This is a genomic window from Occallatibacter savannae (genome assembly GCF_003131205.1).
GTDB classification, from domain to species: Bacteria; Acidobacteriota; Terriglobia; order Terriglobales; family Acidobacteriaceae; genus Telmatobacter; species Telmatobacter savannae.
This window is the reverse complement of record NZ_QFFY01000006.1, coordinates 71,872-98,266: the sequence shown is the minus strand read 5'-3', so window position 1 is coordinate 98,266 and position 26,395 is coordinate 71,872. Positions and strand designations below refer to the sequence as shown.

Annotated in this window: 28 protein-coding genes; 15 read left to right on the top strand and 13 right to left on the bottom strand. The window is 58.2% G+C overall.

Annotated elements, in window-relative coordinates; all coding sequences use genetic code 11:
* Window positions 1–22 precede the first annotated feature (22 nt).
* Window positions 23–1,336 (bottom strand): ABC transporter permease, encoded by a 1,314-nt coding sequence (locus DHV10_RS21075; protein WP_239461968.1) that lies wholly within the window; start codon window positions 1,334–1,336, stop codon window positions 23–25.
* Window positions 1,337–1,542: 206 nt separating this feature from the next.
* Between DHV10_RS21075 and DHV10_RS21070 the strand changes: the two genes are divergently transcribed.
* The 3 genes from DHV10_RS21070 to DHV10_RS21060 are packed head-to-tail and all read left to right on the top strand — an operon-like array spanning window position 1,543 to window position 3,852.
* On the top strand, window positions 1,543–2,022 hold the full coding sequence (locus DHV10_RS21070; protein ID WP_109488396.1) for a hypothetical protein: 480 nt from the start codon (window positions 1,543–1,545) through the stop codon (window positions 2,020–2,022).
* A gap of 50 nt (window positions 2,023–2,072) precedes the next feature.
* The gene (locus tag DHV10_RS21065) at window positions 2,073–2,714 is read left to right on the top strand and encodes a hypothetical protein (protein ID WP_109488395.1); all 642 of its coding nucleotides are present in this window, start codon (window positions 2,073–2,075) and stop codon (window positions 2,712–2,714) included.
* A gap of 43 nt (window positions 2,715–2,757) precedes the next feature.
* Window positions 2,758–3,852 (top strand): beta propeller repeat protein, encoded by a 1,095-nt coding sequence (locus DHV10_RS21060; RefSeq protein ID WP_109488394.1) that lies wholly within the window; start codon window positions 2,758–2,760, stop codon window positions 3,850–3,852.
* Between the two features lie 122 nt (window positions 3,853–3,974).
* Here the strand turns inward: DHV10_RS21060 and pgsA are convergent, their stop codons facing one another.
* Both pgsA and DHV10_RS21050 read right to left on the bottom strand, forming a co-directional pair.
* Window positions 3,975–4,619, bottom strand: coding sequence for a CDP-diacylglycerol--glycerol-3-phosphate 3-phosphatidyltransferase (gene pgsA, locus DHV10_RS21055; protein WP_109488393.1), 645 nt, complete (start codon window positions 4,617–4,619; stop codon window positions 3,975–3,977).
* Between the two features lie 165 nt (window positions 4,620–4,784).
* Window positions 4,785–5,261, bottom strand: coding sequence for an NUDIX hydrolase (locus DHV10_RS21050; protein WP_109488392.1), 477 nt, complete (start codon window positions 5,259–5,261; stop codon window positions 4,785–4,787).
* A 48-nt stretch (window positions 5,262–5,309) separates the two neighbouring features.
* On the opposite strand from DHV10_RS21050, the gene DHV10_RS21045 reads away from it, so the two are divergent.
* Window positions 5,310–6,689 (top strand): PP2C family protein-serine/threonine phosphatase, encoded by a 1,380-nt coding sequence (locus DHV10_RS21045; protein ID WP_239461967.1) that lies wholly within the window; start codon window positions 5,310–5,312, stop codon window positions 6,687–6,689.
* Between the two features lie 13 nt (window positions 6,690–6,702).
* Here DHV10_RS21045 and DHV10_RS21040 read toward each other — a convergent pair whose 3' ends face one another.
* Both DHV10_RS21040 and DHV10_RS21035 read right to left on the bottom strand, forming a co-directional pair.
* Complete coding sequence (locus DHV10_RS21040) at window positions 6,703–7,020, bottom strand: hypothetical protein (protein ID WP_162601732.1); 318 nt, start codon at window positions 7,018–7,020, stop codon at window positions 6,703–6,705.
* 98 nt (window positions 7,021–7,118) lie between these two features.
* The gene (locus tag DHV10_RS21035) at window positions 7,119–8,396 is read right to left on the bottom strand and encodes a Glu/Leu/Phe/Val family dehydrogenase (protein WP_109488389.1); all 1,278 of its coding nucleotides are present in this window, start codon (window positions 8,394–8,396) and stop codon (window positions 7,119–7,121) included.
* A 546-nt stretch (window positions 8,397–8,942) separates the two neighbouring features.
* On the opposite strand from DHV10_RS21035, the gene DHV10_RS21030 reads away from it, so the two are divergent.
* From DHV10_RS21030 to DHV10_RS21020, 3 genes are all read left to right on the top strand, one after another.
* Entirely contained in the window at window positions 8,943–10,133 is a 1,191-nt protein-coding gene (locus DHV10_RS21030; protein ID WP_162601731.1) for an EAL domain-containing protein, read from the top strand.
* Window positions 10,134–10,291: 158 nt separating this feature from the next.
* Window positions 10,292–10,675 (top strand): CidA/LrgA family protein, encoded by a 384-nt coding sequence (locus DHV10_RS21025; protein WP_109488387.1) that lies wholly within the window; start codon window positions 10,292–10,294, stop codon window positions 10,673–10,675.
* Complete coding sequence (locus DHV10_RS21020) at window positions 10,672–11,358, top strand: LrgB family protein (protein WP_109488386.1); 687 nt, start codon at window positions 10,672–10,674, stop codon at window positions 11,356–11,358. Before DHV10_RS21025 ends, DHV10_RS21020 begins: the two co-directional genes overlap by 4 nt.
* A gap of 64 nt (window positions 11,359–11,422) precedes the next feature.
* Here DHV10_RS21020 and DHV10_RS21015 read toward each other — a convergent pair whose 3' ends face one another.
* Complete coding sequence (locus tag DHV10_RS21015) at window positions 11,423–12,328, bottom strand: ferritin-like domain-containing protein (protein ID WP_109488385.1); 906 nt, start codon at window positions 12,326–12,328, stop codon at window positions 11,423–11,425.
* Window positions 12,329–12,343: 15 nt separating this feature from the next.
* Entirely contained in the window at window positions 12,344–13,234 is an 891-nt protein-coding gene (locus tag DHV10_RS21010) for a ferritin-like domain-containing protein (protein WP_162601730.1), read from the bottom strand.
* A 440-nt stretch (window positions 13,235–13,674) separates the two neighbouring features.
* On the opposite strand from DHV10_RS21010, the gene DHV10_RS21005 reads away from it, so the two are divergent.
* From DHV10_RS21005 to DHV10_RS20990, 4 genes are all read left to right on the top strand, one after another.
* Window positions 13,675–14,562, top strand: coding sequence for a hypothetical protein (locus DHV10_RS21005; protein ID WP_109488383.1), 888 nt, complete (start codon window positions 13,675–13,677; stop codon window positions 14,560–14,562).
* 114 nt (window positions 14,563–14,676) lie between these two features.
* Window positions 14,677–16,209, top strand: coding sequence for an anthranilate synthase component I (gene trpE / locus DHV10_RS21000; RefSeq protein ID WP_239461966.1), 1,533 nt, complete (start codon window positions 14,677–14,679; stop codon window positions 16,207–16,209).
* Window positions 16,210–16,455: 246 nt separating this feature from the next.
* Window positions 16,456–17,622, top strand: coding sequence for an acyltransferase family protein (locus DHV10_RS20995; RefSeq protein WP_109488382.1), 1,167 nt, complete (start codon window positions 16,456–16,458; stop codon window positions 17,620–17,622).
* Window positions 17,623–17,730: 108 nt separating this feature from the next.
* On the top strand, window positions 17,731–18,576 hold the full coding sequence (locus tag DHV10_RS20990) for a formate/nitrite transporter family protein (protein ID WP_109488381.1): 846 nt from the start codon (window positions 17,731–17,733) through the stop codon (window positions 18,574–18,576).
* 6 nt (window positions 18,577–18,582) lie between these two features.
* On the opposite strand, the gene DHV10_RS20985 is transcribed toward DHV10_RS20990, so the two are convergent.
* Both DHV10_RS20985 and DHV10_RS20980 read right to left on the bottom strand, forming a co-directional pair.
* Window positions 18,583–19,644 carry a hypothetical protein gene (locus tag DHV10_RS20985; protein WP_109488380.1) on the bottom strand — a complete coding sequence of 354 codons (1,062 nt, stop codon included), beginning with the start codon at window positions 19,642–19,644 and terminating at the stop codon, window positions 18,583–18,585.
* A 4-nt stretch (window positions 19,645–19,648) separates the two neighbouring features.
* Window positions 19,649–20,239 (bottom strand): anthranilate synthase component II, encoded by a 591-nt coding sequence (locus DHV10_RS20980; RefSeq protein WP_109488379.1) that lies wholly within the window; start codon window positions 20,237–20,239, stop codon window positions 19,649–19,651.
* 70 nt (window positions 20,240–20,309) lie between these two features.
* On the opposite strand from DHV10_RS20980, the gene DHV10_RS20975 reads away from it, so the two are divergent.
* From DHV10_RS20975 to DHV10_RS20960, 4 genes are read left to right on the top strand one after another with little or no spacing between them, the layout of a single operon-like run.
* The gene (locus DHV10_RS20975; protein ID WP_109488378.1) at window positions 20,310–20,591 is read left to right on the top strand and encodes an acylphosphatase; all 282 of its coding nucleotides are present in this window, start codon (window positions 20,310–20,312) and stop codon (window positions 20,589–20,591) included.
* A gap of 43 nt (window positions 20,592–20,634) precedes the next feature.
* Window positions 20,635–21,180 (top strand): adenine phosphoribosyltransferase, encoded by a 546-nt coding sequence (locus DHV10_RS20970; RefSeq protein WP_109488377.1) that lies wholly within the window; start codon window positions 20,635–20,637, stop codon window positions 21,178–21,180.
* A gap of 31 nt (window positions 21,181–21,211) precedes the next feature.
* Window positions 21,212–22,063 (top strand): Nif3-like dinuclear metal center hexameric protein, encoded by an 852-nt coding sequence (locus tag DHV10_RS20965; protein WP_162601729.1) that lies wholly within the window; start codon window positions 21,212–21,214, stop codon window positions 22,061–22,063.
* Window positions 22,060–23,013, top strand: a complete 954-nt coding sequence (locus DHV10_RS20960; protein WP_162601728.1) for a Nif3-like dinuclear metal center hexameric protein — start codon at window positions 22,060–22,062, stop codon at window positions 23,011–23,013. Before DHV10_RS20965 ends, DHV10_RS20960 begins: the two co-directional genes overlap by 4 nt.
* Before the next feature lie 33 nt (window positions 23,014–23,046).
* Here DHV10_RS20960 and DHV10_RS20955 read toward each other — a convergent pair whose 3' ends face one another.
* From DHV10_RS20955 to DHV10_RS20935, 4 genes are all read right to left on the bottom strand, one after another.
* Window positions 23,047–23,913, bottom strand: a complete 867-nt coding sequence (locus DHV10_RS20955) for an alpha/beta hydrolase family protein (RefSeq protein ID WP_109488374.1) — start codon at window positions 23,911–23,913, stop codon at window positions 23,047–23,049.
* A 184-nt stretch (window positions 23,914–24,097) separates the two neighbouring features.
* Window positions 24,098–24,388 carry a hypothetical protein gene (locus DHV10_RS20950; protein ID WP_162601727.1) on the bottom strand — a complete coding sequence of 97 codons (291 nt, stop codon included), beginning with the start codon at window positions 24,386–24,388 and terminating at the stop codon, window positions 24,098–24,100.
* Between the two features lie 61 nt (window positions 24,389–24,449).
* Window positions 24,450–25,313 carry a M29 family metallopeptidase gene (locus DHV10_RS20945; protein WP_162601726.1) on the bottom strand — a complete coding sequence of 288 codons (864 nt, stop codon included), beginning with the start codon at window positions 25,311–25,313 and terminating at the stop codon, window positions 24,450–24,452.
* Between the two features lie 797 nt (window positions 25,314–26,110).
* Window positions 26,111–26,392 carry a hypothetical protein gene (locus DHV10_RS20935; RefSeq protein ID WP_109488370.1) on the bottom strand — a complete coding sequence of 94 codons (282 nt, stop codon included), beginning with the start codon at window positions 26,390–26,392 and terminating at the stop codon, window positions 26,111–26,113.
* Window positions 26,393–26,395: the final 3 nt, after the last annotated feature.

Sequence of the window (26,395 nt, the reverse complement as noted above, 5' to 3'; positions counted from 1 at the left end):
GCTGATGGCTGAAAGCTGCTTTTCATTCCCTTCTCAGCGCCTCCACCGGATCCAGCGCCGCCGCCTTGCTCGCTGGATAAAGCCCGGCCGCGATCCCGCTGAGCATGAGGCAAATCATCGCAAGCGCCGCTGACCACGGCACGAGCCGCGGCGGATCCCAACCCGGCATCTTTCCGGTCAGCATGAAATTAAGCAGCTTCATCAACCCCGCGGAGCCCACAATGCCCAGACCGCCGCTCACACCCGTAAGCAACAAGCCCTCCCAGAAGAACTGCCCCAGGATGCTCTTCTTGGTCGCGCCGAGCGCTTTCCGCAGGCCGATCTCGCTGGTCCGCTCCGTCACGGACACCAGCATGATGTTGATGATGCCCACCGCGCCAAGCCCGAGCGTAACAACGCCCACACCGCCCAGAAACACGTCCATCGCCGTGAAGATGGCGCCGATCATCTTCATCTCCTTCACGGTGTCGAACTCGTTGAATGCGTCCTTCATCGCAACGTCGAAGCCATGCCGCTTCGCAATCACCCGATGCACTGCCGCCACAGCCTCGGTCGCATCGCCCTTCTTCACGGGTTGATATTGGATTGAGCCCAGCGCATCTTGTGCGATGTTTTCACCCTTCAGCGGGAACAACTCCATCATCGTCGAGATCGGCAGATAGACCTTCTGATCGTCGTAGTCCATATTGCCGACGGCGATCTTCTCCACCGCGCCGACGATCTTGAACGCCGTGCCGTTAATCGTGATCGTTTCGCCCAGCATCATCCGGCCATTGAAAAGCAGCGTCGCTGCCTTCGAGCCCAGCACTGCCACGTGCCTGCGTTCCGTCACGTCCGCTTCATCGATGAATCGTCCCTGCGCCATCGGAATGAAGCGCACAATCGGATAGTTCGGATACACGCCCACAACATGGCTCGAAGTATTGCTGTACGGACTCACCTCGTAAAGATCGTTCCGGGTAAGTTCAGCCGTAATGCCGCGCAGCTCGGGTAGTTTCTTCAACTCCTCCAGGTCGCCAACCGTCAGCTGGTAAGGACGCATTCCCGTGTGCTGGTTTGCGATCGCGGGAATCGTCCCGTTGAACATCATCACGACATCATTGCCAAGCCGTGCCAGATTGCGATGCTGTCCTGAACGAAATCCCTCGCCGAGGCCGACGAGCACCAGCAGCGATCCAACGCCCCAGGCAATGCCGAACATCGTCAGGAAGCTCCGCAGTTTGTTCGCCGCGATGGCACGAAACACCTCGTGGAGTGTGTCGCCGAAATTCTGCATCGTCGTCCAACCCTCATGCTCGAGAAAGCCGTCTTCGAATCCCGAACTGAGCCTTGACATCTACTACGCGGACCGGCCGCGCTAAGTTCCTTGTTTTCCTGCTGAGCGTCGGCGGTGCCGATCCCGCAAAAAGTCGGCCGTCGCTAGCCCCAAGAGTCTGAATTCACCCTGCGCAACAAAGTGAGCGATCCGGTTCGATCCAGTGAATCCTGAAGCCTGCCCCACAGCCGTACCACGCATCTCTCTTCTCTACAGGAGAAGCGACCTTGGCCACAAAGAAGTCCGCCGCGAAGAAGCCGGCAAAGAAGAGCTCGAAGAAGTCTGCGAAGAAAAGCTCCAGCTCCGCGAACTACACGAAACCCGAGCTGCGCGAACGGATCAAGAAGAAGGTAGTCGCCGGCAGCAAAGGTGGTCGCCCCGGACAATGGAGCGCCCGCAAAGCCCAGCTCGTCACCAATGAGTACAAAGCTGAAGGCGGCGGTTTTAAGAATGGCCGCAGCAAAGCGCAGAGATCGCTGAAATCCTGGGGCGATGAAAGGTGGCATACCTCCGATGGCAAGAAAGCGACACGCGGCAAAACCACTCATCGCTATCTGCCCGATAAGGCATGGAAGGAACTCTCACCAAGCGAGCGCAAATCCACCGACCGCAAGAAGACTGCAGGTTCCCGCCGAGGGAAACAGTTCGTCAAAAACACGCCCGCCGCGGCCAAAGCGCGAAAACGCGCATCGAAGCGTAAGGACTAAGACCTTCGCTGCAGACCGCCAAAGCATTGCAACTATCAACCGATCGCTCATTGCGCCGACTCATCCTCACGCTGGCACTCTTCTTGTCGCTGGCGTGCCTTGCTGCCGCTCAGCCGTCTCTAACAGAAGACAGCACGCACCGCGCCAGCCGCTATCCGATCGACTACCATCCCATCACGTCGGAGGAGAGACTCGAGTGGTTCGTGCGGTCGACCATCGGCGGCACCAGCCTCGTCGGAGGCATCTTCTCGTCCGCGCTTGGAACCGCGGTTGACACGCCGTCTGAATACGGACCGCACTGGGAAGGCTTCGGCAAGCGATATGGCATGCGCCTCACCGGCATCTCCACCGGCAACGCCATGGAAGCCGCGCTTGGAGCCGCATGGAAAGAAGATCCTCGCTACTTCTCCGTCAACCGCGCCCCGTTTGGCTCGCGCGTCAGGAACGTTGTCGACCTGACGTTCCGCGCCTACGGAGCCGACGGCGAGCGGCACCTCGCCTACGCGCGCTACGCAGCCACCTTTGGCAACAATGCGCTTTCGAACACGTGGCGAGCGCCAAGCGAAGCCGATTGGCAGCATGCCGTCCTCCGCACCGCCGAGGGCTTTGGAGTCCGTGCTCTGTCGAACACATTTCGCGAGTTCTTCCCGCAGGCTGTCCGTAAGCTGCGCCACAAGCCCGAGCCTCAATAGCAGAGCGCTGTTCTCTGTTCTCTGAACCGCTAAACTAGCTCTCATGCGCCTCGCGCTCCTCGCCGCTCTCCTCAGCATCACCTCCGCAGCCTCGGCGCAATTTACATTGCAGACGTCCAACACCAACGCCGACCTGCGCGGAATCCACAACGTCGGCAACGGAGTCGCCTGGGCAAGCGGAACCAACGGCACCGTCCTCCGCACCGAAGACGGCGGATACGTCTGGCAAACATGCTCCATTCCGCCCGGCGCAGAGAAGCTCGACTTCCGCGGCATCCAGGCCTTCGACGCCAACACCGCCATCGTCATGTCCTCCGGCCCCGGCGACCAGTCTCGCCTCTACAAAACCACCGACGGCTGTCATACCTGGAAGCTGCTCTTCAAGAACCCTGATAAGGACGGCTTCTGGGACGCGATCCAAATGTGGACACCGGCTGATGGATTTCTTGCGGGTGACCCAGTCGATGGATTTCTGTACTTTGCGGAGTCGACCAGCTACTGGAACAATTTCCTGGAACAAGGCGAAGACGCAGATTGGAAAGCCAAGCCGGGCGAAGGAGCGTTTGCAGCAAGCAATTCCTCACTTGCGCTCGGTCCCTTCCGTCAGAAAGACGGTGAACCGCGAGAAGTCTGGTTCGCCACCGGAGGCTCATCCGGTCCGCGGATCTTCCACTACAAGCACTTCAATGGCGGAGAACCTGAGAGACAGAGCCTTACTGTGTCGGATATTGCCGGATTTGAGAAGATCAACTCAGCGGGCATCTTCTCTATAAAGTTCAGAGATGGTTCTGTTGGAATTGCAGTTGGTGGGAACTACAAGGAGCCAGATCGGATCGGAAAAAGCGCGGTCTACACGACAGACGGTGATCATTGGAGCCTCGCCAGCACCCCACCTCACGGTTACCGCTCCTCCGTAGCCTTCGATCCGGCCACCAAGATCTGGATCACTGTTGGTCCAAACGGCACCGACAGCTCCACTGACGACGGCCGCAACTGGCATCCCGTACATCCCGATCCCGCGCTCCACGAACCCGCAGACGCCGACCGCAACTGGAATGCCCTCTCGCTGCCCTACGTGGTCGGCCCCAAAGGCCGCATCGGCCGGCTAGATCCCGCCGCCCTCAAGAGTCGCCCCTAGAGGAAGCTCTTCGAAATTGATCGGTACCGCAGCGGTAAAACCGGCTAAGGCGAAAGCCAGGATGCTGCACGGTTTTGAAATTGAGAACTGAAGACTGACAACTGAAAACTGCACAACGTGCTCTAGCGCGTTGTGCTCACGCCCTTCTGCCGCGACAAGATATATCCTTGCCGGCGGTTCTTGGACGCGCCGTCAATCTGTTTCCAGAACCCGATGAAGTAGTCGACCGCCGAAATGGTCGACACCAGCACCGTAAAGTAGATCGCCGCGATGGCAATCCACTCCACCGGGATCACCACCACGCCAAACTGCCACTGGTACCACCGATGCGCCAGAATCGCCGAAACTACCGAGACAATCTGGACCACGGTCTTGAGCTTGCCCAGATCGCTGGCCTGAATGGTGAACCCTTCGGCGGAGGCAATCGACCGCAACCCCGAAATCAGGAACTCCCGCGCGATGATCACCACCACGATCCAGACCTTGACCACCTGAGGCACATAAGCCACCAGTTGGATCAGCGCAGCCGTCACCATGATCTTGTCCGCGATGGGATCGAGCAGCATTCCCATGGTCGTGATCTGAGCCCGTTTGCGCGCCAGGTAACCGTCCAACCCGTCGGTGATTGATGCCAGAACGAACAGAATGGCCGCCATGACCTCAGCCTCGCCGTAAGGCTGACGCCACGGAAAGTGCGGCGACAGTATCCACAGGAAGAGCGGGATCATCGCAATCCTACTCAACGTAATGGAATTCGGGAGATTCAAGTCTCTGCTCTAAGTCTTTCGGATGCTTCGGCGTGCGCTCCTTCGGTCAGCCTCAGACACGAGTGTAACCGCCACCGCGCACAGGGATGCCTGGGAACCAGCATCACTACAACTATAGCCCTCATTGCTATAGCCTCTCAAACCAACAATCCATGAATCCCCGCCCTATTCCCGGATTGCTCCGGAATGAACCTTTTTCTCCAGCACGTCCAAAAATCCAACTTGGCTGCTCAGAATCTTCTGCCGGGCCTGGCCCAGGGTGAACCAGGCCCCCCGGTCCACCTCTGGAATCTCCTTCTTCTTGCCCGAGCGCGGCGGCCACTCAATCTCGCACAAGTTGCTCACCAGCATCTCCGGATCGCAATCGCCCTCAAACGCCCATGCATTCACAAGCTTGCCGCTGGTCTGCCGAACGGTGCCCAAGTCGATGAACTCACCTTCCGCGGCAAACCCGGTCTCCTCCGTGAACTCCCGCTTCGCAGCCTCAAGCGGTTTTTCTCCCTCTATATACTCACCCTTGGGCACCGTCCACGCCCCCGCATCCTTCGCCGCCCAGAACGGCCCTCCCGGATGCACCAGAAACACCTCAAGTTCTGCACCCTTCTTCCTGAACATCAGCAAACCCGCGCTTCGCTTCGCCATGGCAGCCAGTATAGGTTCAGGCAGTCGTTTACCATCTGTGCAGTGCTCGTGCTCGAAACACAATTGACGGCTGGAGCGGTCCTCCGCGCGTTTCACCACGACGAACCTTTTCTGTTCCTTGGCGCGGCATTCAATACGGTCACCATCATCCTCATCGGGCTGTGTGTGATCCGCCGCAAGCCGGATGGGCTGCTTCTTTCGCTCGCCTGGTTTGCGCACCTCTATGGCATTCGACTCTGGATGAATTCCGAGTTGCTGGGCATCTCCGAAGCGCCCAGCGAGGCGGTGCACCGGATTCGGGCTGCGGTGGACTACCTGGTGCCTGTGCCGGCATGGATCTTTTTCAAGTACGCCGGGTTTCTGGGCCGGCTGAGCAAGAATCTTCTCGTCTTCCTCTCCATCTTTATTGCACTGGCCGTCGCAGCCCTCGTAGTTGGTCCGCGACCCATCTTCCACCACATCAATAACGCGGTGGTGATCTTTTCGCTTGCGGTCATGGCCGTCCGATGGTCGCACCGCATGATCCACGACCGCGAATCCAGGGTTATCGGTATCGGCCTTCTCACCTTCATCCTTCTCGCGCTGATCGATAACCTCAGCCACTACGCACGGGTGGAGCCGTACGGTTTTGCCGTGCTGCTCGCTTGCCTCGGCTATGTCGCCGCTCGTCGCACGCTGCAACGGGATCGCGAATACAGCGAACTCCAACAGGAACTCGACCTGGCACGCCGCATCCAGCTCTCGATTCTGCCTTCGTCGTTTCCGCCGTCACAATCATTCCGAGTGGCCGCAAAGTATGTGCCCATGACCTCAGTCGCCGGAGACCTCTACGACTTCCTCATTGCCGACGATCAGCAGGCCGGGCTTCTGATTGCCGACGTCTCGGGTCACGGCGTTCCGGCTGCGCTCATAGCCTCCATGGTCAAAATGGCCGCCACATCACAGCGCGATCACGCTTCTGATCCGGCTGCGCTGCTGCGCGGGATGAATTCCTCCCTGTGCGGAAATACGCAAGGCCAGTACGTTACGGCTGCATACGTGTACCTCGATGCGCAATCAAAAGCGCTGCACTACTCCGCCGCCGGGCATCCGGCCATGCTTCTGCTGCGCGACGGAAACGTAACAGAGGTCGCGGAGAACGGTTTGCTGCTGGCTGCGATCGAGAACGCAACCTACGAAAGCAAATCTTTACCGCTTCAACCAGGCGATCGTCTCCTGCTCTACACCGACGGCATCGTGGAAGCACGCAACGACGCAGGCCAGTTGTTCGGAGATGCATCGCTCTCAACGGCGCTGAAAGATACACGGCATCTCACGCCCTCCGGAGCCGTTGACCATCTTCTGAGCGCAGTGCAGCGCTGGGCCAAATCCCAGGACGACGACCTGACGGTGCTGATTTGCGACTACGTCGGGGCCGCTGTTTCGTAGACCAAACCTTGAATTAACTTGAGCGGATGCGAAAGTCCACCGCTGTCACGCTAAGGTACTTATCATCGTCCTCGTTATTGCTCGTGAAGACGAATTCCCTGAAGGGCGCCTCCGCTTGCATCTCAGAAAGCGAATAGAGCAGCATCCCTTCCGGCTCTTTCATTTCGACTTTACGTATACCTTGGAACACGATCGAATGCTCACACCCGCTGTAGCCTTCAATCACGACTTCAGCCGTACTGCCCTTGATCGAGACTCGTAATATCGTGCCATCGTGGATGTCAGGAATGCCGACATACGCTACGAAGTCCGCTTCGCCCATCGACGTCAATTCTATGCCTCATTCATCGCGCACTTCTCGTGGGGTGGACTGGACTCGCAAAGATAAAAACGGGCCGCCGAAGCGACCCGTCTTTCGCTGCCAATTCACTACGCGTAAATTCCGCGCTGCTTGATGGTGAACGCAACCCGGTCGATCGCAAGCATGTAAGCCGCGATGCGGTTGTTCACGTTGTGCGCTTCGGCATACCGCACCACATCGTCGAAACTGTCGTGCAATATCTGCTCGAGCTGCTCGTTGACGATGGCTTCTTTCCAGAAGTAGCCCTGCCGATCCTGCACCCATTCGAAGTAGCTCGCCGTCACCCCGCCTGCGTTGGCCAGAATGTCCGGCACGACGAACACGCGCTTGTCGGCGAGGATCTCGTCCGCCACAGCCGTCGTCGGACCGTTGGCGCCCTCGACAACAATCTTGGCCTTGATCTTCTCAGCATTGCGGCTGGTGATCACATTCTCTGTCGCCGCAGGAATCAGTATCTCGCAGTCGGAGACGATCAGCTCTTCGCTGGGCATCGCCTCTGCGCCGCGGAACCCAAGCAGCGTGTTGTTGCGATACTTGTATTCGATCAGCGAGTGAATATCGATCCCGTTCGGGTTAGACAGGCCGCCGTCCTTCTCTGCGATTCCAACGATCTTGTATCCGTGCTCCATCATCAGGCGGGCGGCATTTGATCCGACATTGCCAAAGCCCTGGATGATCACGCGGCAGCCGTCTACCGGCATGTTGAGGTAGCGCAGGCTTTCATCGCAAACGATCATCACGCCGCGGCCGGTCGCCTCGGTGCGGCCGCGCGATCCGCCGATGTTCAGGGGCTTGCCCGTGACCACGCTGGTGACGGTGCGCCCCATGTGCATGGAGTAGGTGTCCATGATCCACGCCATCGTCTGCTCGTTCGTATTCACATCGGGAGCAGGCACATCCTTTTCGGGCCCGATAAAATCGACGATCTCCGCCGTATACCTGCGGGTCAGCCGCTCCAGTTCGCCCTGGCTCATCTTTTTGGGGTCGCAGATGACTCCGCCCTTGGCGCCGCCGAACGGAATGTTCACCACGGCACACTTCCATGTCATCCACGCCGCCAGCGCGCGAACCTCATCCAGAGTCACATCCGGCGCGTACCGGATGCCACCCTTGGCGGGACCGCGTGCGATATTGTGCTGCACCCGGAAGCCGGTAAAGATCTCGATCCGGCCATCATCCATTGCTACTGGAAAGTGAACAATGATCTCGCGCGTCGGTGTCCGCAGCAGCTTCCAGAGCCCGTCATCCAGATTCAGCTTCCGTGCTGCGAAATCAAACCGCGCGCTTTGCGCCTCCCAGGGATTAATCTCCTGGTCTAACGACATAGTGGGTGTTGCTGGTGCCATACTCTCTCCAATTCTTTCCCCGTTGCAATCTCATAGACGCATCGGGCCATTCCCGGTTACGCAAACCGCAACCTTCTTGGGCGGCTTCGGCGCCTCAGTCAGCGATCTCTGGGCGCAGGAAATTGCCGATCTCTGCCCAAACCTTTGTGAGTCTAGGCTCACAGCATAGGGTCGTCAAGCCGCAGCGAACCACGATGGGAACCCCGGGTACTCGCCCGGAATGCTCAACCCCCGATGGTGCCGTTCTGGCTGTCAGGTGGGTTGCGAAGGGACGAGGACCCAGACCAGATCTCCATCCATTCCGGTCCGGGTGATTCTCTGGGTACGAGCGGAACATCTGTCTCGCATACAGATATTTCGATGTAATCCGCTGACGGTAAGATGGTTATTGCCCTACAACGTTGGTAACCGAGCAGCTGGAGGAAGGTACCGTGCTCACACAAAGGCTGGGCTACACTCAACCTGAGTCCCATGCACGTCTCCAGACCAGTTTGCTCCGTCGCCACCGCTGCGGAAGATGCCCTTCCCGACTCTCCTGGAGACCGGATGTCCTCGACTGACAAGATCGTGCTGATCGACGACGACCGCGTCGTTGGCGAAATCGTCTCCGGGCTGGCCGGCTCCATGGGGCTGCAGTGCGCCGTAACCCGGACACCCGACGAATTCTTCCGACACATCGGTCCGGAAACTGGGGTCATCATTCTGGACTTGGTCATGCCGGAGATGGACGGCATCGAGATCCTTCGCCTGCTGGGCGAGCGCCAGTGCAAGGCTCGCATCATCCTGATGAGCGGCATCAACATCCGGGTCATCGAAACCGCGAAAAAGCTGGCTCAATCTCTCGGGCTAACGGTGGTTGGTCACCTCCAAAAGCCGTTCCCCATTCCCCAGCTTCAGCAGATGCTCACGGCGAACTTTTCCGGCGAGAAACCTGACAGCCCCCAAAAAGAAGAGCAACTCGAGATCCCCGACGAGGATCTCTACCGCGCGATCGAACGCAAAGAGTTCGTTCTCTACTACCAGCCTCAGATCAATATCGCTACAGGCGTTGTAACTGGAGTCGAAGCGCTCTCCCGCTGGAACCATCCACAGCTGGGCCTCGTTTTCCCTGATAATTTCATCTCCCGCATCGAAAATCTCGGCCTCATGGACAACTTCTGCTGGGCCACGGCCGAGCGCGCGCTTGATGAAGTGCGGCAATTCTCCCGGATCAACGGCCACCTGCCGCGGCTTGCCATCAACGTCTCTGTCAGCTCTCTGCGGGATCTCAAGTTCCCCGACATCTTCATGAACCTAGCGCGCAAGTACGACTTCCCTGCAGAGCGAATCGTGCTGGAGATCACCGAATCCGGCCTCATGGAGTTCTCGCTCGCTCTCGACGTTCTGACCCGTCTGCGCATGCGCAACTTCCAGCTTTCGATCGATGATTTCGGAACTGGCTATTCCATGATGAAGCAGCTGCAGAACGTGCCAGCGATCGAGCTCAAAATCGACAAAACGTTCGTGATGCACATGCATTCGAATCATGCCGATCTCGTTATGGTGGAAAAGATCATCGAGATGGGCCACGAGCTCGAGATGGAAGTCATCGCGGAAGGTGTCGAAACCGACGAGCAGCTCAGGATGCTCCGCGAGCGCGGATGCGATGGCGTACAGGGGTATTTATTCAGCCGAGCGCTGCCCCCTGATGAACTTGTCGAGTGGCTGCAGAACTACCGCGCGCAGAAGCTGCACTAGACCCTCCCGGAAACCCCTCAGCCCAGAGGTCTCAGACCTTCTTGGTCCCGCACGCCTTTCAGCTCCAGAGGTGTGTTTCGCGATTGCAGCCGATGATTCTCTGACACATCAAGTGTTCCCCTCAAACCGCGATCATCCAAGTAGTATGATTATGCGTTTTGAAGACCTCGCTTGATTTCGCTCTCGGCGTCGGCATCATCGTCGTCATCTTTCTGCTCGGCGATTTTCTTCACCGGATCGGAGTGCCGGTACCGGGCGGCGTTTTGGGGCTGCTGCTCTTCTATGCAGCTTTGCAACTCCGAATCATCAGGCTGGAATGGGTGGATCGCGCCGCTGGATTTCTCCTGCGCCATATGGTCTTGCTCTTCATTCCCCTCACGGTTGGATTGATGGATATGGGCGGAGTGCTCTCGCGTCAGTTTGGCGCCATCTGCCTGAGCCTCGTCGTCAGCTTCGTCGCGGTCCTGCTTGTAACTGGACTGCTCGGACAGCGTTTGCTGGGTCCGCCTGAAGATGCGCCCGGCGCAGAAGGGCAATTGTGAATCGTTCTTTCATTCCTGCGTTGCTGAGCGTAATGGCGACGACTTCCTGTTACGCGCTCGCCCTGCAACTACACCGCAAGTGGCGCGCCTTTCCTCCGATTGTCGGAGCGTGTATCCCGATCATGGCAGCGCTCTGGCTTTTGCGCGTGCCTTACGCCGAGTACAACCGTGGCGGAACTCTTCTCACGTGGTGGCTGGGGCCAGCGACGGTTGCTCTTGCAGTGCCGATGTATCGCAATGGATTGGCGCTTCGCGGAATGCTTCCCCGGCTTTCTCTTGTTGTGCTTGCGGGCTCTATCACTGGAATGGTCTCCGCTGGAGTAACAGCGTGGCTGCTCCACGCACCCTTACCCGTCATCATGTCGACGGTGCCCAAATCCGTCACTACGCCGATCGCCATCGAGGTTTCACGCCAGCTGCGAGGCATTCCGCAGATCACCATCGCCATGGTCATCCTTACCGGGGTTCTCGGCGCAACCTGTGGGACGTATTTCTTGAAGCTCGCCCGAATTCGCAACGATCGCGCGATAGGAGCGGCAATCGGGACATCTTCGCACGGCATCGGAACCGCCAGCCTCATCCGCCAATCAGAGCTTCGAGCAGCCGTCTCTTCGTGGGCGATGGCTGCCGCAGGGGTGTTTACATCGATCCTGGGCGCATCGTTATCATTTTTGCTGCGCTGAGTGCCACCAGTAAAAAGAAGCACCCGCTCGAGACTTCACAACTTCTCGAGCGGGCGCAGTGTTGTTACTTAATCGTTCCGTTCAACGCCGAAGGGAAGAAGGCCCCACCCTTTCCTGCGGATCCCCCACCGTACACAATACTCAGCACCTGCGTCGCATTACGTGCGTAGGTCATTCCATTGCTGTCGCAATCGACAATAGTGGAGGCACCTCCGCTCACGCTCACCCCCACATCGTCACTTCCCGTGCCATCGAGCTTGGCGCGCGTCGCCGCGATGGCCTGCGAAGCAGATTGTGCCGCCGCACCTGCCTGGAAGATGCGCGTGCGGATGCCCGCGGCGTGATAGGCCTCAACGTTATGGATGCCGACAGCCTTATCGAGCACCGTCTTGCTGCTGAGGAGTCCTGCTGCTCCCTGGTACGCTGTCACGCCCACATCTTCGAAGATGAAAGCGCCCAGCAGGAAGTTTGTCTCGCTTGCGAAGGGATCAAACGTAGATCCTAACCCCGCCGCCGTTGCGAGCGCGTTGAAGCTGTTCATCAGATCGATGTTCGGCATTGCGATCGCGTTTGCGCCGAGCGCCGACTGCAGAAACTTCACGTGATTCTGCTCGTCCATCGCAATCTCCGCTGCAAACTGCTGCAGCGAAGGCGTCGTGAAGGGCACCTTAGCGCCAGACTTCGCAGTTACGGTCCCGCCCGCCGAACCCCCGCCACCCTTGGTCGAGATCCCCGCCTGATCCAAGGTCATTCCCGTGGTCGCCAGCGTGTAGAACTGGGCTTCAAGGAACTCCAGGTTCAATGCAAAGTTGAGAATGTCGGTATCTGTCGGAGCTGCTGATTGCGCCAAAGCCCGAGACCCCAGAGCAAATCCAGCCAGAGCCGCGCTTCCAAAGAGGAACGCGGAACGGCGCGATCGGCTCACCCCGGACTCCTCGATTCCAGTTTTTTTCTCGTCGAAGTGTTCCATGAACCTTCCTCCTTTTTAGGAAGCCGAAGCTTTGATGGTGCCGTTGAGGCCGTTGGGGAAGAATCCGCCCTTGCTGACGAAACCGGATGCGGGGTTCAGATACACAATGTGGAGAACCTGGTCCGCCGTTCGGTCGTAGGAAATAGAGTTTGAATCGGCGGCAACGATGTGTGAGCCGTCCAGCGTCGTCTCCGCGCCGCCACCAGCCGAGGCACGCAGTGCCGAAATCTTGTTGGCGAAGGTGAGGTATGGATCACCCAGTTCAGTGATCAGAGTGCGAATGGTTCCCGCGTGGTACGCCTCGGTCGCTAGGATGCCGGCTGCGGCTGCAAGATTGTTCTTGTCTGACAGCAACCCCGCCGCGCCGTGGTATGCAGTGACTCCGACGTCTTCAAACACGAACGCGCCTACAAGAAAACTGTTCTCGTCCGCGAAGGGGTTGAATGCCGATCCTATGCCGGCCGCCATCGCAGCTGCGTTGAAGCTGTTGGTCAAGTCAATCGACGGACGGCTGACTGCAGCAGATCCAAGCGCCTTGCGCAAGAAACGAACGTGCTCCTGTTCATGATTGGCGATCTCCTGTGCGTACTGCTGGATCGCTGGTGTTTTGAAGGAGACGGCCGCTCCTCCGGTCACATCGCCTGCGCCGGACCCGGTATCCGTAGTTGAAAGGCCGGAGCCTGTAACTGCCCGCAAATAGAATTCCGCTTCGAGGTACTCGAGATTTAGCGCGAAATTCAGTATGTCCGCGTCGGTAATAGAGGGTGTTGGAATTGAGGTAACGGTGGACGAGTCGGCGCTGCCGCCGCAACCGACGGCTGCTGCCGCAGCAGCCGTCATACCTGCTCCCGCGAGGAACCCGCGCCGCGAGAGATTTTCCGTGAAGAGCCTAGGGAGCTTTTTCACGTGTAAGGCCTCCTTTTTTCGAGCGCGCACAGTGGGGAACGTGCTGTTTGCTCATCGGAGGTACGAATTCGACCTGCGAACGGATTGTCTTCGGATGCGACTTATTTTTGAGGTGCTCAACATAAAGCCGGTTTGAACTGCGCGTCGCTCACAAGCAGCACGCAAGCAACTCTCGATTATGCGCACTCAACGCCGGTGCTGACCTGAGGAGCATAAAGCTACTCTGCTGCTCTCACTCTTCTGAAATCTGCCTGCGTGACGCGTTTCAGAGGTAGATCGTCGATTACTCCACCTCATCCAACCCCTCCGCAACAAGGTCCATCAGAGCCATCGTCTTGCTTGGGGCCGAAGACAATCTTCTGATCGCAATCGGTTTCATATCTGACACGGATCGAAGCCACGGTTTCACCGCACACTACTCACACGAAGGACTCCCCTGAATGTCCCTGCGCAGTCTTCTTCTACTTTCCTCATCGCTCCTCATCGGAACACTGCTGTCAACGCCAGCCATAGCCCAGCAAGATAATTCGTCATCGCAATCCAATGCTTCTTCACAATCCCAGGACAATGGAACTGTCGAGGGCACGGTCGTTGCATCGAGCCGCACCAGTTTCGTCGTCCGCTCTGACCACAATCAATTTCATGTATTCACGTTTGACCGCGACACCAACAAACCGCGGGCTCTCACGGTCGGGTCGCAGGTGCGGGTCGACTCCGATCAGGGCGACGATACCGGCTCCCGTCATGCAACGAACGTCACTGTTACCGATCAGGCGCAGAATTCCGGATCCTCGAGCTCAACGAGCGGCAGCGCGACATCCACGTCTCCCAATCGAAATGCCGCTCCAGTGCCGCCGCAGGTCCGGAACGTCGAGAACGATATCCGCCGCGAAGCTCGTCGGTGGCGACTGGGTGCGCGCGCCGGAGTGGGCCTGAACCCCGAACTCGTCATGTTCGGTGTGCACTCGCAGATCGGCCCCGTAATGTCGCGGAACTTCTACTTCCGTCCAAATGCGGACTTCGAATGGGGCGAGATCACCGACATGGTCGCGTTGAACCTGGAAGGCGTGTACCGGTTCCAGCATGCGCGTAGAGGAGCATGGTCCCCCTACATAGGCGCTGGTCCGGCACTGAACTTCATCCACCAGGGCTTCAGCACCTCAGGCAGCCGCGAGCGCAACATCTCGTTCGGCAACTTCGACTACCAAACGGGCTTCAACATTCTGATGGGATTCGAAAACCGCCGCGGCACGTTCTTCGAAGTCAAGACAAGCCTCTACTCGCAACCTGCACCTGTACTTCACCTCATTATCGGAAAAAACTTCTAAACCACACCGATGGACCGCGGAGGACCGTTCTCAAAGCGGTCCTCCTGCGTTCCTAGCTGCTCCCACCTCTTCCCGTCAGTTAAGCTGCCGCCAGACACCAGCTAAACTGGATTTGTGAAGCCCTCATCCAGTGCAATTCAGCCCAGCCGTAAGGACTTCATCGCGCTCGCGAAGAAGCACACCCTGGTTCCCGTCTGCCACACCGTTACCGCCGATCTAGAAACCCCCGTATCGGCCTTCCTTCGTGCGGCCTGGCAAGAGCGCGAATGCTTCCTGCTGGAATCCGTGGAGAATGGCGAACAGGTGGGCCGCTACACCTTCATCGGACTCAATCCATATAAGCGCATCGTAGCTCGTGGTCGCCAGATCCAAATCACTGAAGCTGGCGGCACAACTCTGATCGACGGCGACATCTTCCACATTCTCCGGGACGCGCTCAGCGGGCACAAGCCGGCGCGTATCGCGGGTCTTCCCCCGTTCACGGCCGGCGCTGTAGGCTTCTTCGCCTATGACGCAGTTCGCCAGATCGAGCACCTTCCCTATCACGCCAAAGATGAACTCGGCGTTCCCGATGCTTGCCTGCTCTTCTTCGACGAGGTTCTTGCCTTCGACCATGTGCGGAAGCAGATATGGATGGTCGCAACCGCCGATGTCACCCTGTCCTCCGCCGATGCCGCTTACAACAAGGCAGTGAAGCGTCTGGCTGCTCTCGAGAAGCGCCTCAGCCGACCGCTTCCAAAGATACCTCTGGCCGGGCCCAGCAAGCCCGTCGAGGTGAAGCGCCGTACGAGCAAAAAGGACTACTGCAAAGCCGTGGAGCGCGCGAAGCAGTACATTGCGGCGGGCGACATCTTTCAGGCCGTCTTGTCTCAGCGTCTCGATCTCTCCACCGGCATGGACCCGTTCCAGATCTACCGGTCTCTGCGCACGGTAAATCCGAGCCCATACATGTACTTCCTCCGGTTCACGCCTGACGGGCCGCTTGGTTCAGCCAGAAAACCTGCGAAGGAGCCGCAGACGATTGAACTTGCGGGATCATCTCCTGAACTGCTCGTCCGCGTCCACGATCGCAAGGTGGAGTACCGTCCCATTGCCGGCACCCGCCCGCGGGGAGACACCGAAGAGGAAGACCAGCGCCTAGAAGACGAGATGATGCATGACGAGAAGGAGCGCGCCGAGCACGTAATGCTGGTTGATCTCGGCCGCAACGACGTAGGACGCGTAAGCGAGTTTGGCTCGGTCAAGGTCGACCGCCTCATGTTTGTCGAGCGCTACAGTCACGTGATGCATATTGTCAGCACCATCGAGGGCAAACTGCGACCTGACCTGACAGCCGTCGACGCCCTCCGGGCCTGTTTCCCTGCCGGAACGCTCTCCGGCGCGCCCAAGGTCCGCGCCATGGAGATTATCGAAGAACTGGAGCCCTCCCGCCGCGGAACATACGGAGGTGCTGTCCTCTACGCTGATTTTTCCGGCAATCTCGATTCCTGCATAGCCATCCGCTCCCTACTGACGACAGGCGGAAAGGGCTATGTCCAGGCTGGCGCCGGCATTGTGGCCGACTCCGTTCCGGAACTCGAACATCAGGAATCACTTAACAAGGCTCAAGCCGTCATCCGAGCGATCGAACGAGCCCGTGAACTCTGATCGCACTTTTCTTTACATGCGGTGTTCCGGACACATTACCTTGATTACCTCGGCGACTTGCCCCTAGGTAATATCGCTGCTACTCTTCAACAAATTGCACCCCAACTTGCTTCTGCCGAAATCCTCCTTTTGGCCGAAGAGCAAGTATGCGCGTAAGCGGGCCCCCACCGAGATCCGAAGTGCTTAGTCGAGCCTCGGCAGCCCCATACGCGGTCGTGCAACAGACAGTAACTAGGACGGTCGTGAGTGCAAGAGAATCCGAGGTCGATCTTTCTTCGCATTCAGTCCTACGCACGGGGCGTGTTTTCGTCACAGCTTCGCCTCGATACTCTGGACAAGAAAGACACAACCATCCTGAAGGCCCTCGCCATCGTTGCGATTGTCTTCCATAACTTCTTTCACATTGCCGTCAACGTGCGCGAAAACGAGTTTGATTTCAAGCCGGAACGGTTTGGGGTATTTCTACGGACTGTCGTACACCCCTCCCTCACAATCCAGTCCCTGTTTGCCTTTTACGGACACTACGGGGTCCAGATCTTCATCTTCCTGTCTGCGTACGGACTAGCGAAAACTCACTGGGATGACCCCTCATCCTGGCACTCTTTCATGTGGTCCCGCGTCAAGAAACTCTACCCGATGTTCCTTCTGGTGATTGCCTTTTGGGCCGCGCTAGCCGCAATACACGTTGGAGCACTTTGGGTGATCAGGGATGCGGCGCCGCACCTGATTCTCATGCTGGCGGGAGTATCGACTATAGCTCCGCGTATTGGTCTGCCGCCAGTGGGCCCTTGGTGGTTTATCCCGTTCATCATGCAGGCCTATGCCTTGTTTCCGGCCTTGCGCAGGTTGACGCAACGTTTCGGTTGGCCCTCACTCGTAGTCTTGTCATTCGCGTGCTACTACGTTACTCACCTGGCAAATCCGATCCTCGCCCACTGGACCATCAATCTTTCCATGACTCCGATTGGCCGCATGCGCATGCTGTGTCTCGGAATCATCGCGGCCCGCTACCCTTTCCGGATCCGGTACTACATGGCCTTACCTGCATTTGCAGTCCTGATTCTTGGAGGCAAGTATTTCGCCTTTGCGCACTTCAGTTCTCTGGCGGCAGTTATCGCAAGCTTATGGCTCTACAGTAAGTTCCGCCCGCTACTCCGGCAATCTCACACGCTCGAAAAGATCGGGACCTACTCGCTTGGAATTTTCCTTGTGAACGGAATCGTGCGGGTTCCCTTCATCTACTTCGCTCATACCGCGGACCTGCAGTTGACATTGGCAGTTGCGAGCGCCGCAGTCACAGTAGCAATCTCTTCGTTCTTCCACTACCTTCTTACCCCGGCTTTCAAGACAGAAAAAGCAACTTCCCAGCACGCGCTCTGGGTCCCCGAGGCAGCCGGCAGTTCCTCCGAGTGATTGCCTGAGACCTCCTAAACTTCGCCACATCTGAACGAGAAACAGCATCTATCCAGGGACGCGCAACTGCTGCCGGGCACTCCGGCTAGTACGCGCCTGAGATCCTGGATGCCAAAGACCAATACAAACAAAATCGAAGAACCTAAATCCTCCAGTGAAGGGAAACAGAAAGATCTTCAGCGCCCTTCCGCCGAAGACATCTACGAGCAGGTTGCCGAGAACGCCCGCCTGGAGTTGCAAAGGCCCAGTATCGCCCTCGCTCTTTCCGGCTTCGGAGCCGGTGCGTTCATGGGCCTTTCAGCCCTTGGCACTGCGATTGGCTTTGCTCTCGTCAACGACTCCCCACATGCTCGAATTCTGTCGCGCATGTTCTATCCTCTCGGCTTTATCGCCGTTATCATCGGTCGCTCCCAGTTGTTTACTGAGAACACTCTGTATCCCGTCGCATTGGTCCTCAAGGAAAAACGCCAACTGCTGAACACGTTGCGGCTCTGGGCTGTCGTTCTCCCCGCCAATGTCCTCGGCGCGTTTGCGTTCGCCATGTTGGCTACGCACACATCGGCCATCGAGCCGACGTTCGTAAGCACCATGTCTGAACTCGGAGGCAAAGCGATCGCCCACCCAGCTTCCACCGTCTTCTGGTCGGGAGTGATCGCTGGATGGATGATCGCGCTGGCTGCCTGGCTCGTCTCCGCCTCACACTCCATCACTGGATCTGTCATGGTGATCTGGATGCTGACCTACGTCGTCGGGCTCGGCGACTTTGCCCACTGCATCGCCAGTTCCTGCGAGATCATTACCACCGTTCTCACTCATCACGCCCCGTGGGTCGCCTACTTCCACTGGTTCGGCCCGGCGGTTCTCGGCAATATCTTCGGCGGTGTCTGTCTCGTCACAATCCTCGAGTACGGACAGGTCATCTACGGAAGCGATTCAGCGGAGAAAAATCAGTAGAAGAGGCTACTCGGCCCCAAAAAGCCTTCGGAAGAAGTGCCCCATCCGCTTCATAAAGCCTGGCCCCTTGTCGACCTTCACCTTGTGCGGCTTCGGTGGCTTCACGACGGGAGTGTTCGGGGGAAGAGGCTCATTGTGCTTGGCCACCACTGTTGCCGTTTCCTGCGCCGGCTCGCCGCTCTTATGGACGAACGTATCGGTCGCTTCGGTCGGTGCATTCTGCGGAATCGCGCCAACCGGAGCCACCGGCGCCAGTGGCGTGAATCCCGCGCTCTGCGTCTCAGGAAAATCGTTGCTGTTCGGCCTCGCAGCCGTCGGGCATCCGCAGGATTCCTTCTCCTGATCCACCACCGAATACACGCTGCCGTGCTGGAACATGACGCGTTGTCCAGCCTGCACGCGATAGATACCGCCATCAAAGACGCTCGTCACCAGCACGTAGGGCGCATTCGCGCCCGCGTTATCGACGCATGTATCGCCATGCTGCCCGAGCCGCACTTTCACGTCCGCAGCGCCCGGCCCGCCGATCAGGATGCGAAAATCGGGCGTCATCAGCACATCGGAATTGCGCCCGGTTGCGAAGCTTGCCTCCATCGCGCCGTGATCCATCACCATCATCAGCCCGGGCACTTCGCCCTTCGGCACGCTCGCATCGGACGCCAGCTTCACGGTGGTTGACGAACAAACACGCAGCACTCCGCGATGCGGCAGCGTCACCTCCGTTGTGCTCGCGCCAGCCGTGATGGCCCCGTTCGTGGCGATCATGGCGCGACCGTTCGCCACCTGGAGCGCACCGGTGACAATCGCGGCGCTGCCTGGATCTTTGCTGTCGAGTGGAACAATCGCAATCGGACCGGACTGTGTCGGACCCGCCTGGCTCTGCTGAGGAATCGCAGGAACCTGCTGCGATGACGCCGGGCTAGGTGCATTGGCCGGAGCGGATGATTGAAGCGCCGGCTGAACCTGCGGCGCCGGTTCCTGTGCTGAACACTCCAGGAGGAAACACAAAGCGGTCCAGGCCAGGATCGGACCAAACCCGAATTTCAGCATCGTCCGAGAACCTTGCATGAGCCTACATTTCCAGGAAGTTGCGAATCATTTGGTGCCCGCCTTCGGTCAGCACCGACTCGGGATGGAACTGCACGCCTTCAACCGGCAACTTGCGATGCCGTACACCCATGATCACGGTCGCGCCCTTCTTCCCCGCCCCGTTCGCCTCCGGAGTTCGCGCCGTAATCTCCAGATCCTTCGGCAGCGAATCTTCCGCCACAATCAGCGAATGATAGCGCGTGCAGGTCAGAGGCGTGGGGAGTCCAGCGAACACGCCCTTGCCATCGTGGTCCACTTTACTTGTCTTGCCGTGCATCAGGCTGTGGGCGCGCACCACATCGCCCCCAAACGCCTCCCCAATGGCTTGGTGACCAAGGCAGACCCCGAGGATCGGAGCCTTCCCCGCCATTCTCTTAATCAGCGGCACAAGGATGCCCGCCTCGCCCGGCGTGCACGGCCCTGGTGACAGCAGAATGCGCTCCGGCTTCATCGCTTCCACCTCGTCCACGGTCACCTCGTCATTGCGGCGCACCTCGACCTCCGCGCCCAATTCCCCGATGTATTGAACAAGGTTGTACGTGAAAGAGTCGTAGTTATCGAGAACAAAGACCATTGGTAGCTACAGTGTAGCGCGGGGGCAGTTGCATGCCCAACCCGCCCCTTGAGAGACTGAGGTCGTCTCTATGGTGCTCCATTTCCTCGTTCAAGGACGCGTACAGGGTGTCGGCTTCCGCTGGTTTGTTCATCGTGAAGCCAGCGAGCTAGAACTGCGCGGCTGGGTTCGCAACACCGAAGATGGTGATGTTGAAGTAGTCGCCGCCGGCAGTGCGGATGATCTCGACGAGCTTCGCCAGAGCCTTCGTCGCGGCCCCCGCGGCAGCCGGGTCGACCGCCTCATCGAGCACCACCTCGACGAAAAAGAAGGCAAGAACCTAGGCTCATTCCAGATCGAAGGCGCCTGGTAGTTCTGATCACTGACCACTGGTCACTGACAACTATAATCAACTCATGCCTAAAGCAAAGCAGATCAATGTCGAAGAGTTGAAGGCCCTCGTCCGCACCGTACCCGATTTCCCTAAGCCCGGTATCCTTTTCTACGACATCACCACTCTGCTCAAGGACAAGACCGGCTTTGCCAAAATGATCGACGCACTGGCCGCGTACTACATCGAGAAGAAGATCGATCTCGTACTTGGCATCGAGGCCCGCGGATTCATCTTCGGCCCGGCGCTCGCCTACCGCCTCAACGCCGGATTCGTACCCGTCCGCAAGCCTCGCAAGCTGCCCGCGCCGGTTGCGCGCGTGACCTACGACCTCGAATACGGCTCCGACACGCTCGAAATCCACATGGACGCGATCGAGCCTGGCCAGCGCGTCGTACTCGTCGATGACCTGCTCGCCACCGGCGGCACCATGGAAGCGACCGTAAAGCTCGTCAAGCAGCTCGGCGGTGAGATCGCCGGTCTCGCCTTCGCCGTGGAGCTCGACTTCCTCAAAGGCCGCGAACGCTTCAATGAGTACGACGTCTTCAGCCTTCTGCACTACGACGAGTAGAGGCGAATTAAGACCAAGTGGAGATCAGCTGATGCTGCCCGCGATGACCTGCTGGGAACTGATGAACAGGATCCACGCTGTCCTTGGCGAGCGGCATCGAGATGCCATGTACGAAGGCATCATCACTGGCAGAGATGACGACACCGTCTCAGGCATTCTTGTCACCGGCGAGCCTTCGGTATACGCCATTCACCATGCCATCGCCACCGGAAAGAACTGCATCCTCTGCAACGATCACCCCTTCTACCTCTTCGGCGAATATTTGGCTGTGGGCTTAGCGGATGCACTGGCGGATGATCCTGTAGTGAAAGCCAAGCGTCAGCTTATAGAAGATCATCACCTGCTCATCATCCGCCTCGCATCCCTTTGGGACACCGCCAGACCGAAGTGGTTTTCGAGCGCGCTGGCGCGACAACTCGGTTGGCAGCCGGAACCACAGCAGGCCGGCGATCAGTGGACCTCGGCATATTGCAACGTTGCCGCCACGACTCTCTCCGAGCTCGCACGGTCGGTTTCCGCGCGACTGCAGGCAAAGGCCCTGCGAATTGTCGGTGATCCGAACCAGCCTGTGTCTCGCGTTGCGGTGATTCATGGCTTCGCGTATCCCACGCTCGTCTTGAGCCGCGCGCTCCAGGATCCTGCGGTCGATTGCATCATTACCGGAGGAACACCGGAGGTCGACCATTGCACTACCTACATCCGCGATGCGATCACCGCCGGTCGCCGCATCAGTCTCGTGCAGATCGGCTATGAGGTATCGGATTATCCCGGCGTTGAAGAAGTCGCGGAATGGCTCCGGGGCGTGTTGCCCGGCATGCCAATCGATGTGCAGCCACGTCCCGCGGAACTGTGCTGGATTCCCTCAACGGAGGGTTCGAAATGACGATCTCCCGCCGGACGTTTGGCAAGGGGCTCGGCGCCTCTACATTCCTGAGCGGAGCGCTTCCTCGCGTATTCGCATCGGCATCGGCCCAAGTCACCGCAGAAGAAGTCGTGCGACGCATCCTGAACAAGATGACTGCGGATAACCTGATCGTGAACTTCCCCTGGAAGCCGACAGACGGTTTCAAGTATGGAGATCCAGCCACGCCGGTCAGCGGTATCGTGTTCACCTTTCAGGCCACATTCGACGTCCTGAAGAAAGCTGCCGCGGCAAAGCGGAACCTCATCATCTCGCACGAGCGGATGTTCTGGGATCACCTCGACGACGTTGGAACGATGAAGCATGACAAGCCGTTCGAGGTTGCCGGTTCGCTCGAAACTGATCCAATTTTCGTAGCCAAGCGCCGGTTCTGCGAGCAGAACCGGCTGGTCGTCTGGCGATTCCACGATCACCAGCACATGCTTCGGCCTGAACCGATCATGACAGGCCTGACCGCGCGGCTCGGGTGGCAGAACTACACCGTTCCAGTGCAGGGGCAGATGATCCCCATCGCTTATGCAATTCCGGAAACTCCACTCAAAGATGTAGCGCGTCACATCGCGCAGTCGCTTCGCTCACCTGCAGTGCGAGTAATTGGAGACCCTAAACTGCCGGTAAAGCGAGTTGGTCTGGGAGCGCACAAGCTGGTTGAAATCCTCAAGCCGCTGCAAACTTGCGACGTCGTCCTTATGAGTGAACCTCAGGATTGCGATGCCTTCCCTTACCTCCGCGACGGTATCAGTCTGGGTCTGCCACACCCGAAAGGGCTCATCGCAATAAGCCACGAACGATTTGAGGAGTGGGGCGAGCAGGACGCGCCCGCCTGGTTGAGAACGCTCGTTCCTGAGGTTCCCATTGAGTTCATCTCCGCTGGCGATCCGTACTGGGTGCTTCCGCCTGGAACAGCCTAGAAGCAGGACCGAGGTTCTTGTCGTCCATCCGTACTACTTCAGCTTTCCCAGCCAATCGATTACCGCAGCCTCCAAATAGATGCGGTGGTCAGACCACGAATGATCCGTCGCCTGATGCACAGCTTCGACATTGTGCCCGCCCGCAGCCCGAATCGCAGCAACCAGTGCATCCGTCTGCGGCGCAAGACCATCGTTTGCCGAGAGCACGAGCAGCGGCAGTTTCTTCAGCCCATCCACTGCATTCGTGAACTCCCACTTCTTCCCATTACGCACGAGTTCATCGGTCATGGACGTGGCCGTCACGCCGGCAAGCGACTCCATATCGCTGGCCATTTCCGCAACCAGCTTGTCATGCGGCATCTCACCGGCCCCGCCCATATCCGCCGCGCTGATCAGAATCGCTCCAGAGAGAGCGTGGTCGTGTGCCGCGGTCAGCACCGTAACCCATCCGCCCATGCTGTGGCCCGCGAGCACGATCTTCTTCGTATCGATGCCCAGCTTTGCCGCATTCGCCGGATCACGCAAAAAGGCTAGAACCGAATCAGCATCCTCCAGATTCTGCGCAAACCGGAAGGCTCCGGGGCTTCCCCACGATCCGCGATAGTTGAATGTCACCGCATTCCACCCAGCGCGCCGCACAGCCTGCGCCAGGTCGAGATTCTTTTCGTTCCCCGGGAGCCCATGGCAAATCACGATGGTCGGATGAGGTCGCGCACCGGAAGGCGCGTACAGTACACCATTGATACGCACGCCATGACTCGGTATGTGCAGCACCTCCATCCGCGCCGGATGCGCCGCATCCGCAGGTGGGTCTGTGTAGATCGCAGCAGGCACAGACTGAGACCGCAGTGACGAGGAGATGGCTAGTGCCAAAACAACAGTGATTATTCCCGCACGCATTGCGGCTACCTCTGAGAAGGGTTTCGATCAGCAGTAGAACCAGTCTAATTTCTCGAAGCGGCAAAGCATTCGGCTTCTAATTGAGGGAAGAAGTAGTATCCCGCGATCACTTACATCACTGTTAGGCCGGGGGAAAGCAAACCGACCACGGCTGTTTGCCTTCCCGGCCCCGCTCCTACGTCAGCTATTGCACCAAGCGGCCATTCTCTACGATGTTCTTCCCGTCGACAGTGACGGTGGCATTTGAAACAGGGATCGACCAGTTCATCGTGGTGCCGGTTACACCAAACCTGTCGTCCCGCCCCAACGAAACCCAGAACATTCCCGCGGTGTTCGGCGGCGCAATCTTGCTCTGAGTCTTCAGCGCAGGATTCAATCCGATCTGGACGGACGCCACCACGTCTTTTGATCCCGAATATGCAGCAAAGAAGTCCTGCAGGCATTTCTCGTTCTCCCGTGCCTTGAAGCCTGTCATCTTCCCTGCTGTGAACTGATAGGTCACCGCCTTCAACCTCACGAGTCCGGGACAATAGTCCTCAGGTGTGTTGATCGTACCTTGAAAAGTACCGGGTGCAACACCACTTGCAAAATTGCCGGCCGGGAGCGTTGCACTGCGATCTTCCCACTTCGCCGCCTCTCCATGAGTAACTCCTCCGGTCACAAAGGGCTTTGTGGATCCCGGCTTGAATAAAGTCGGTTCCATCGGCGGTCGTCACGTGCACGGATTTGGCTGACCTTAGCGCATCTGCGATGTTCTTGGCCGACTGCTGAATGTTGGATTCCCCGGTGCTGATCGCCTGCCATTGCATCGCGCTGAACGCCGGCACATCGAAACCGTACAAACTAGCGGCGCTGGGAACCGGCGCATCAATATACAACGACCGTGCCTTCGAACTGTGAAAAGCCGACATGTATTCGTTCTGATTCGCTGACGCGAGCTTTGCTTGCTTCGCGGTCGGAACGTCGGCCATCACCTTCGGCTCATCGTAGATGCCAGGCAAATTGATATACACGTCTACATTCTTGATCCAGCTGATGGTCGGGTCCGGCTGGCCCAGATACTCATCCGGAACCTCCGTCAGGACCGACCGGATAAGTGAGTCGCTGTTTGGCATCAGCACCGCAAAGCCGCCTGCTTTCGATGCTTCTACCGCAATGTCTTCCATGAGAGGCGCGAAGACGGAGTTACCCTGGATCACGACCAGCTCATGCGGTTTGACCACTGCGGATTCCGCAACGATCTTGTGTGCCATAGCGCGCCGTTGCTCCGGCGTAAGCTCCTGCGCATCGCTCCTTGAGATTGTTCCGATCAGAACTAGAAGCAGCGCAATGAGTTCCACCGCGCTGTGTGCGATCAACCTGCTAAGTACACATTTGTCAAAAACTTGTCGCGTTGACATCTCCTGCCTCCTTGCCAGCATTCGTATTCATAATTCCGAGATGTGATCGACTGAACCAGGGCAGTCCAAGTAGCCCCCAGATGAGAGCACAGGACCAACAACGGCGAAACTCTCAAATCGGAAAGTTACCCGTAGGCGATCGAGCAATAGACTGCGAGAGTTGATTTAGGAGTACCCGTATACACCCGCAACGCAGGTTGATTCAAGTACAGATTTTGCGCTGCGAGCCTTCTCAACTGAGAGAGCCGAGGTGAGCGCTTCGTCTGAAGCCGGCTGCTTCGAAATTAGTCGCATGCGGTACTGCCTCACTGCCCCTGAAGTTTCTATGGCGGCAGTTCGGCATCAAAAATGGGCCGGAAACCCCATGCTTCAGAACCTGCAGAAGGGGTTCACGTCTGCTCACTTTCGGCAAAGTACCGGCAGGCGGAAGAGTATGTAGCTGTCTAAACGAATCTGAGTTTCTGGGCCATGCCGCGGTACCACTCCACCGTTGCCGGATTGCAGGCGTGAAGGCGCTCTTTGCTGCAGAGATCCGATTCGCGCATTTCTTTCGCAACCGTGGCGAAACACTGGTGGCAGATGGAATCGACCGTACCGTCAGAATTGAGGCGATGAGAGAACTTCGGGGGATTCGTCATGGAGGTTGTCAGCAGTACAAATCGCTATCTGACTTATAGCTGGGCCTCAACAATCAGACAATCGCCATTCGGTAACCTGCATACCTCTTACTTAAGTGGATTGGTGAGCGGGTCTCGCCTCCATCGCCGGCAGTTCGAATAAGTTCAAGACGAGCGAATTCACGGATGCATGATCCACCACAGCATCACCGATGTGATCGCCACTGCACCGAATACAGCCGACACCGTCCGCATCCCGTTGCGGCTCTCGGGACGCTGCTTCGTCGGCATCCACGGTGCCGGCCGACCACCGGACTTCGTCTGCTCCGGACGCATTCCCGAACCAGCAAAGTTCTTCGGAAGCCGCGATGCAGGGAACCAGGTGTTGGGCCGCAGTACCGTGAACCATCCTGCAGTTCCTACGCTGAATCCCCTGCGGCTGACCGAACGAAGGATCTTCATCGC

Coding starts and splice junctions, on each gene's coding strand:
- DHV10_RS20935 (WP_109488370.1), bottom strand. CDS start 26,392: ATGAAGATCCTTCGTTCGGTCAGCCGCAGGGGATTCAGCGTAGGAACT.
- DHV10_RS21005 (WP_109488383.1), top strand. CDS start 13,675: ATGTCCCTGCGCAGTCTTCTTCTACTTTCCTCATCGCTCCTCATCGGA.
- DHV10_RS20980 (WP_109488379.1), bottom strand. CDS start 20,239: ATGGTCTTTGTTCTCGATAACTACGACTCTTTCACGTACAACCTTGTT.
- DHV10_RS20975 (WP_109488378.1), top strand. CDS start 20,310: ATGGTGCTCCATTTCCTCGTTCAAGGACGCGTACAGGGTGTCGGCTTC.
- DHV10_RS21075 (WP_239461968.1), bottom strand. CDS start 1,336: ATGTCAAGGCTCAGTTCGGGATTCGAAGACGGCTTTCTCGAGCATGAG.
- DHV10_RS20950 (WP_162601727.1), bottom strand. CDS start 24,388: ATGACAGGCTTCAAGGCACGGGAGAACGAGAAATGCCTGCAGGACTTC.
- DHV10_RS21060 (WP_109488394.1), top strand. CDS start 2,758: ATGCGCCTCGCGCTCCTCGCCGCTCTCCTCAGCATCACCTCCGCAGCC.
- DHV10_RS20990 (WP_109488381.1), top strand. CDS start 17,731: ATGCCAAAGACCAATACAAACAAAATCGAAGAACCTAAATCCTCCAGT.
- DHV10_RS20955 (WP_109488374.1), bottom strand. CDS start 23,913: ATGCGTGCGGGAATAATCACTGTTGTTTTGGCACTAGCCATCTCCTCG.
- DHV10_RS21050 (WP_109488392.1), bottom strand. CDS start 5,261: ATGGCGAAGCGAAGCGCGGGTTTGCTGATGTTCAGGAAGAAGGGTGCA.
- DHV10_RS21015 (WP_109488385.1), bottom strand. CDS start 12,328: ATGGAACACTTCGACGAGAAAAAAACTGGAATCGAGGAGTCCGGGGTG.
- DHV10_RS20985 (WP_109488380.1), bottom strand. CDS start 19,644: ATGCAAGGTTCTCGGACGATGCTGAAATTCGGGTTTGGTCCGATCCTG.
- DHV10_RS20970 (WP_109488377.1), top strand. CDS start 20,635: ATGCCTAAAGCAAAGCAGATCAATGTCGAAGAGTTGAAGGCCCTCGTC.
- DHV10_RS20960 (WP_162601728.1), top strand. CDS start 22,060: ATGACGATCTCCCGCCGGACGTTTGGCAAGGGGCTCGGCGCCTCTACA.
- DHV10_RS21035 (WP_109488389.1), bottom strand. CDS start 8,396: ATGGCACCAGCAACACCCACTATGTCGTTAGACCAGGAGATTAATCCC.
- DHV10_RS20965 (WP_162601729.1), top strand. CDS start 21,212: ATGCTGCCCGCGATGACCTGCTGGGAACTGATGAACAGGATCCACGCT.
- DHV10_RS20945 (WP_162601726.1), bottom strand. CDS start 25,313: ATGTCAACGCGACAAGTTTTTGACAAATGTGTACTTAGCAGGTTGATC.
- DHV10_RS21030 (WP_162601731.1), top strand. CDS start 8,943: ATGTCCTCGACTGACAAGATCGTGCTGATCGACGACGACCGCGTCGTT.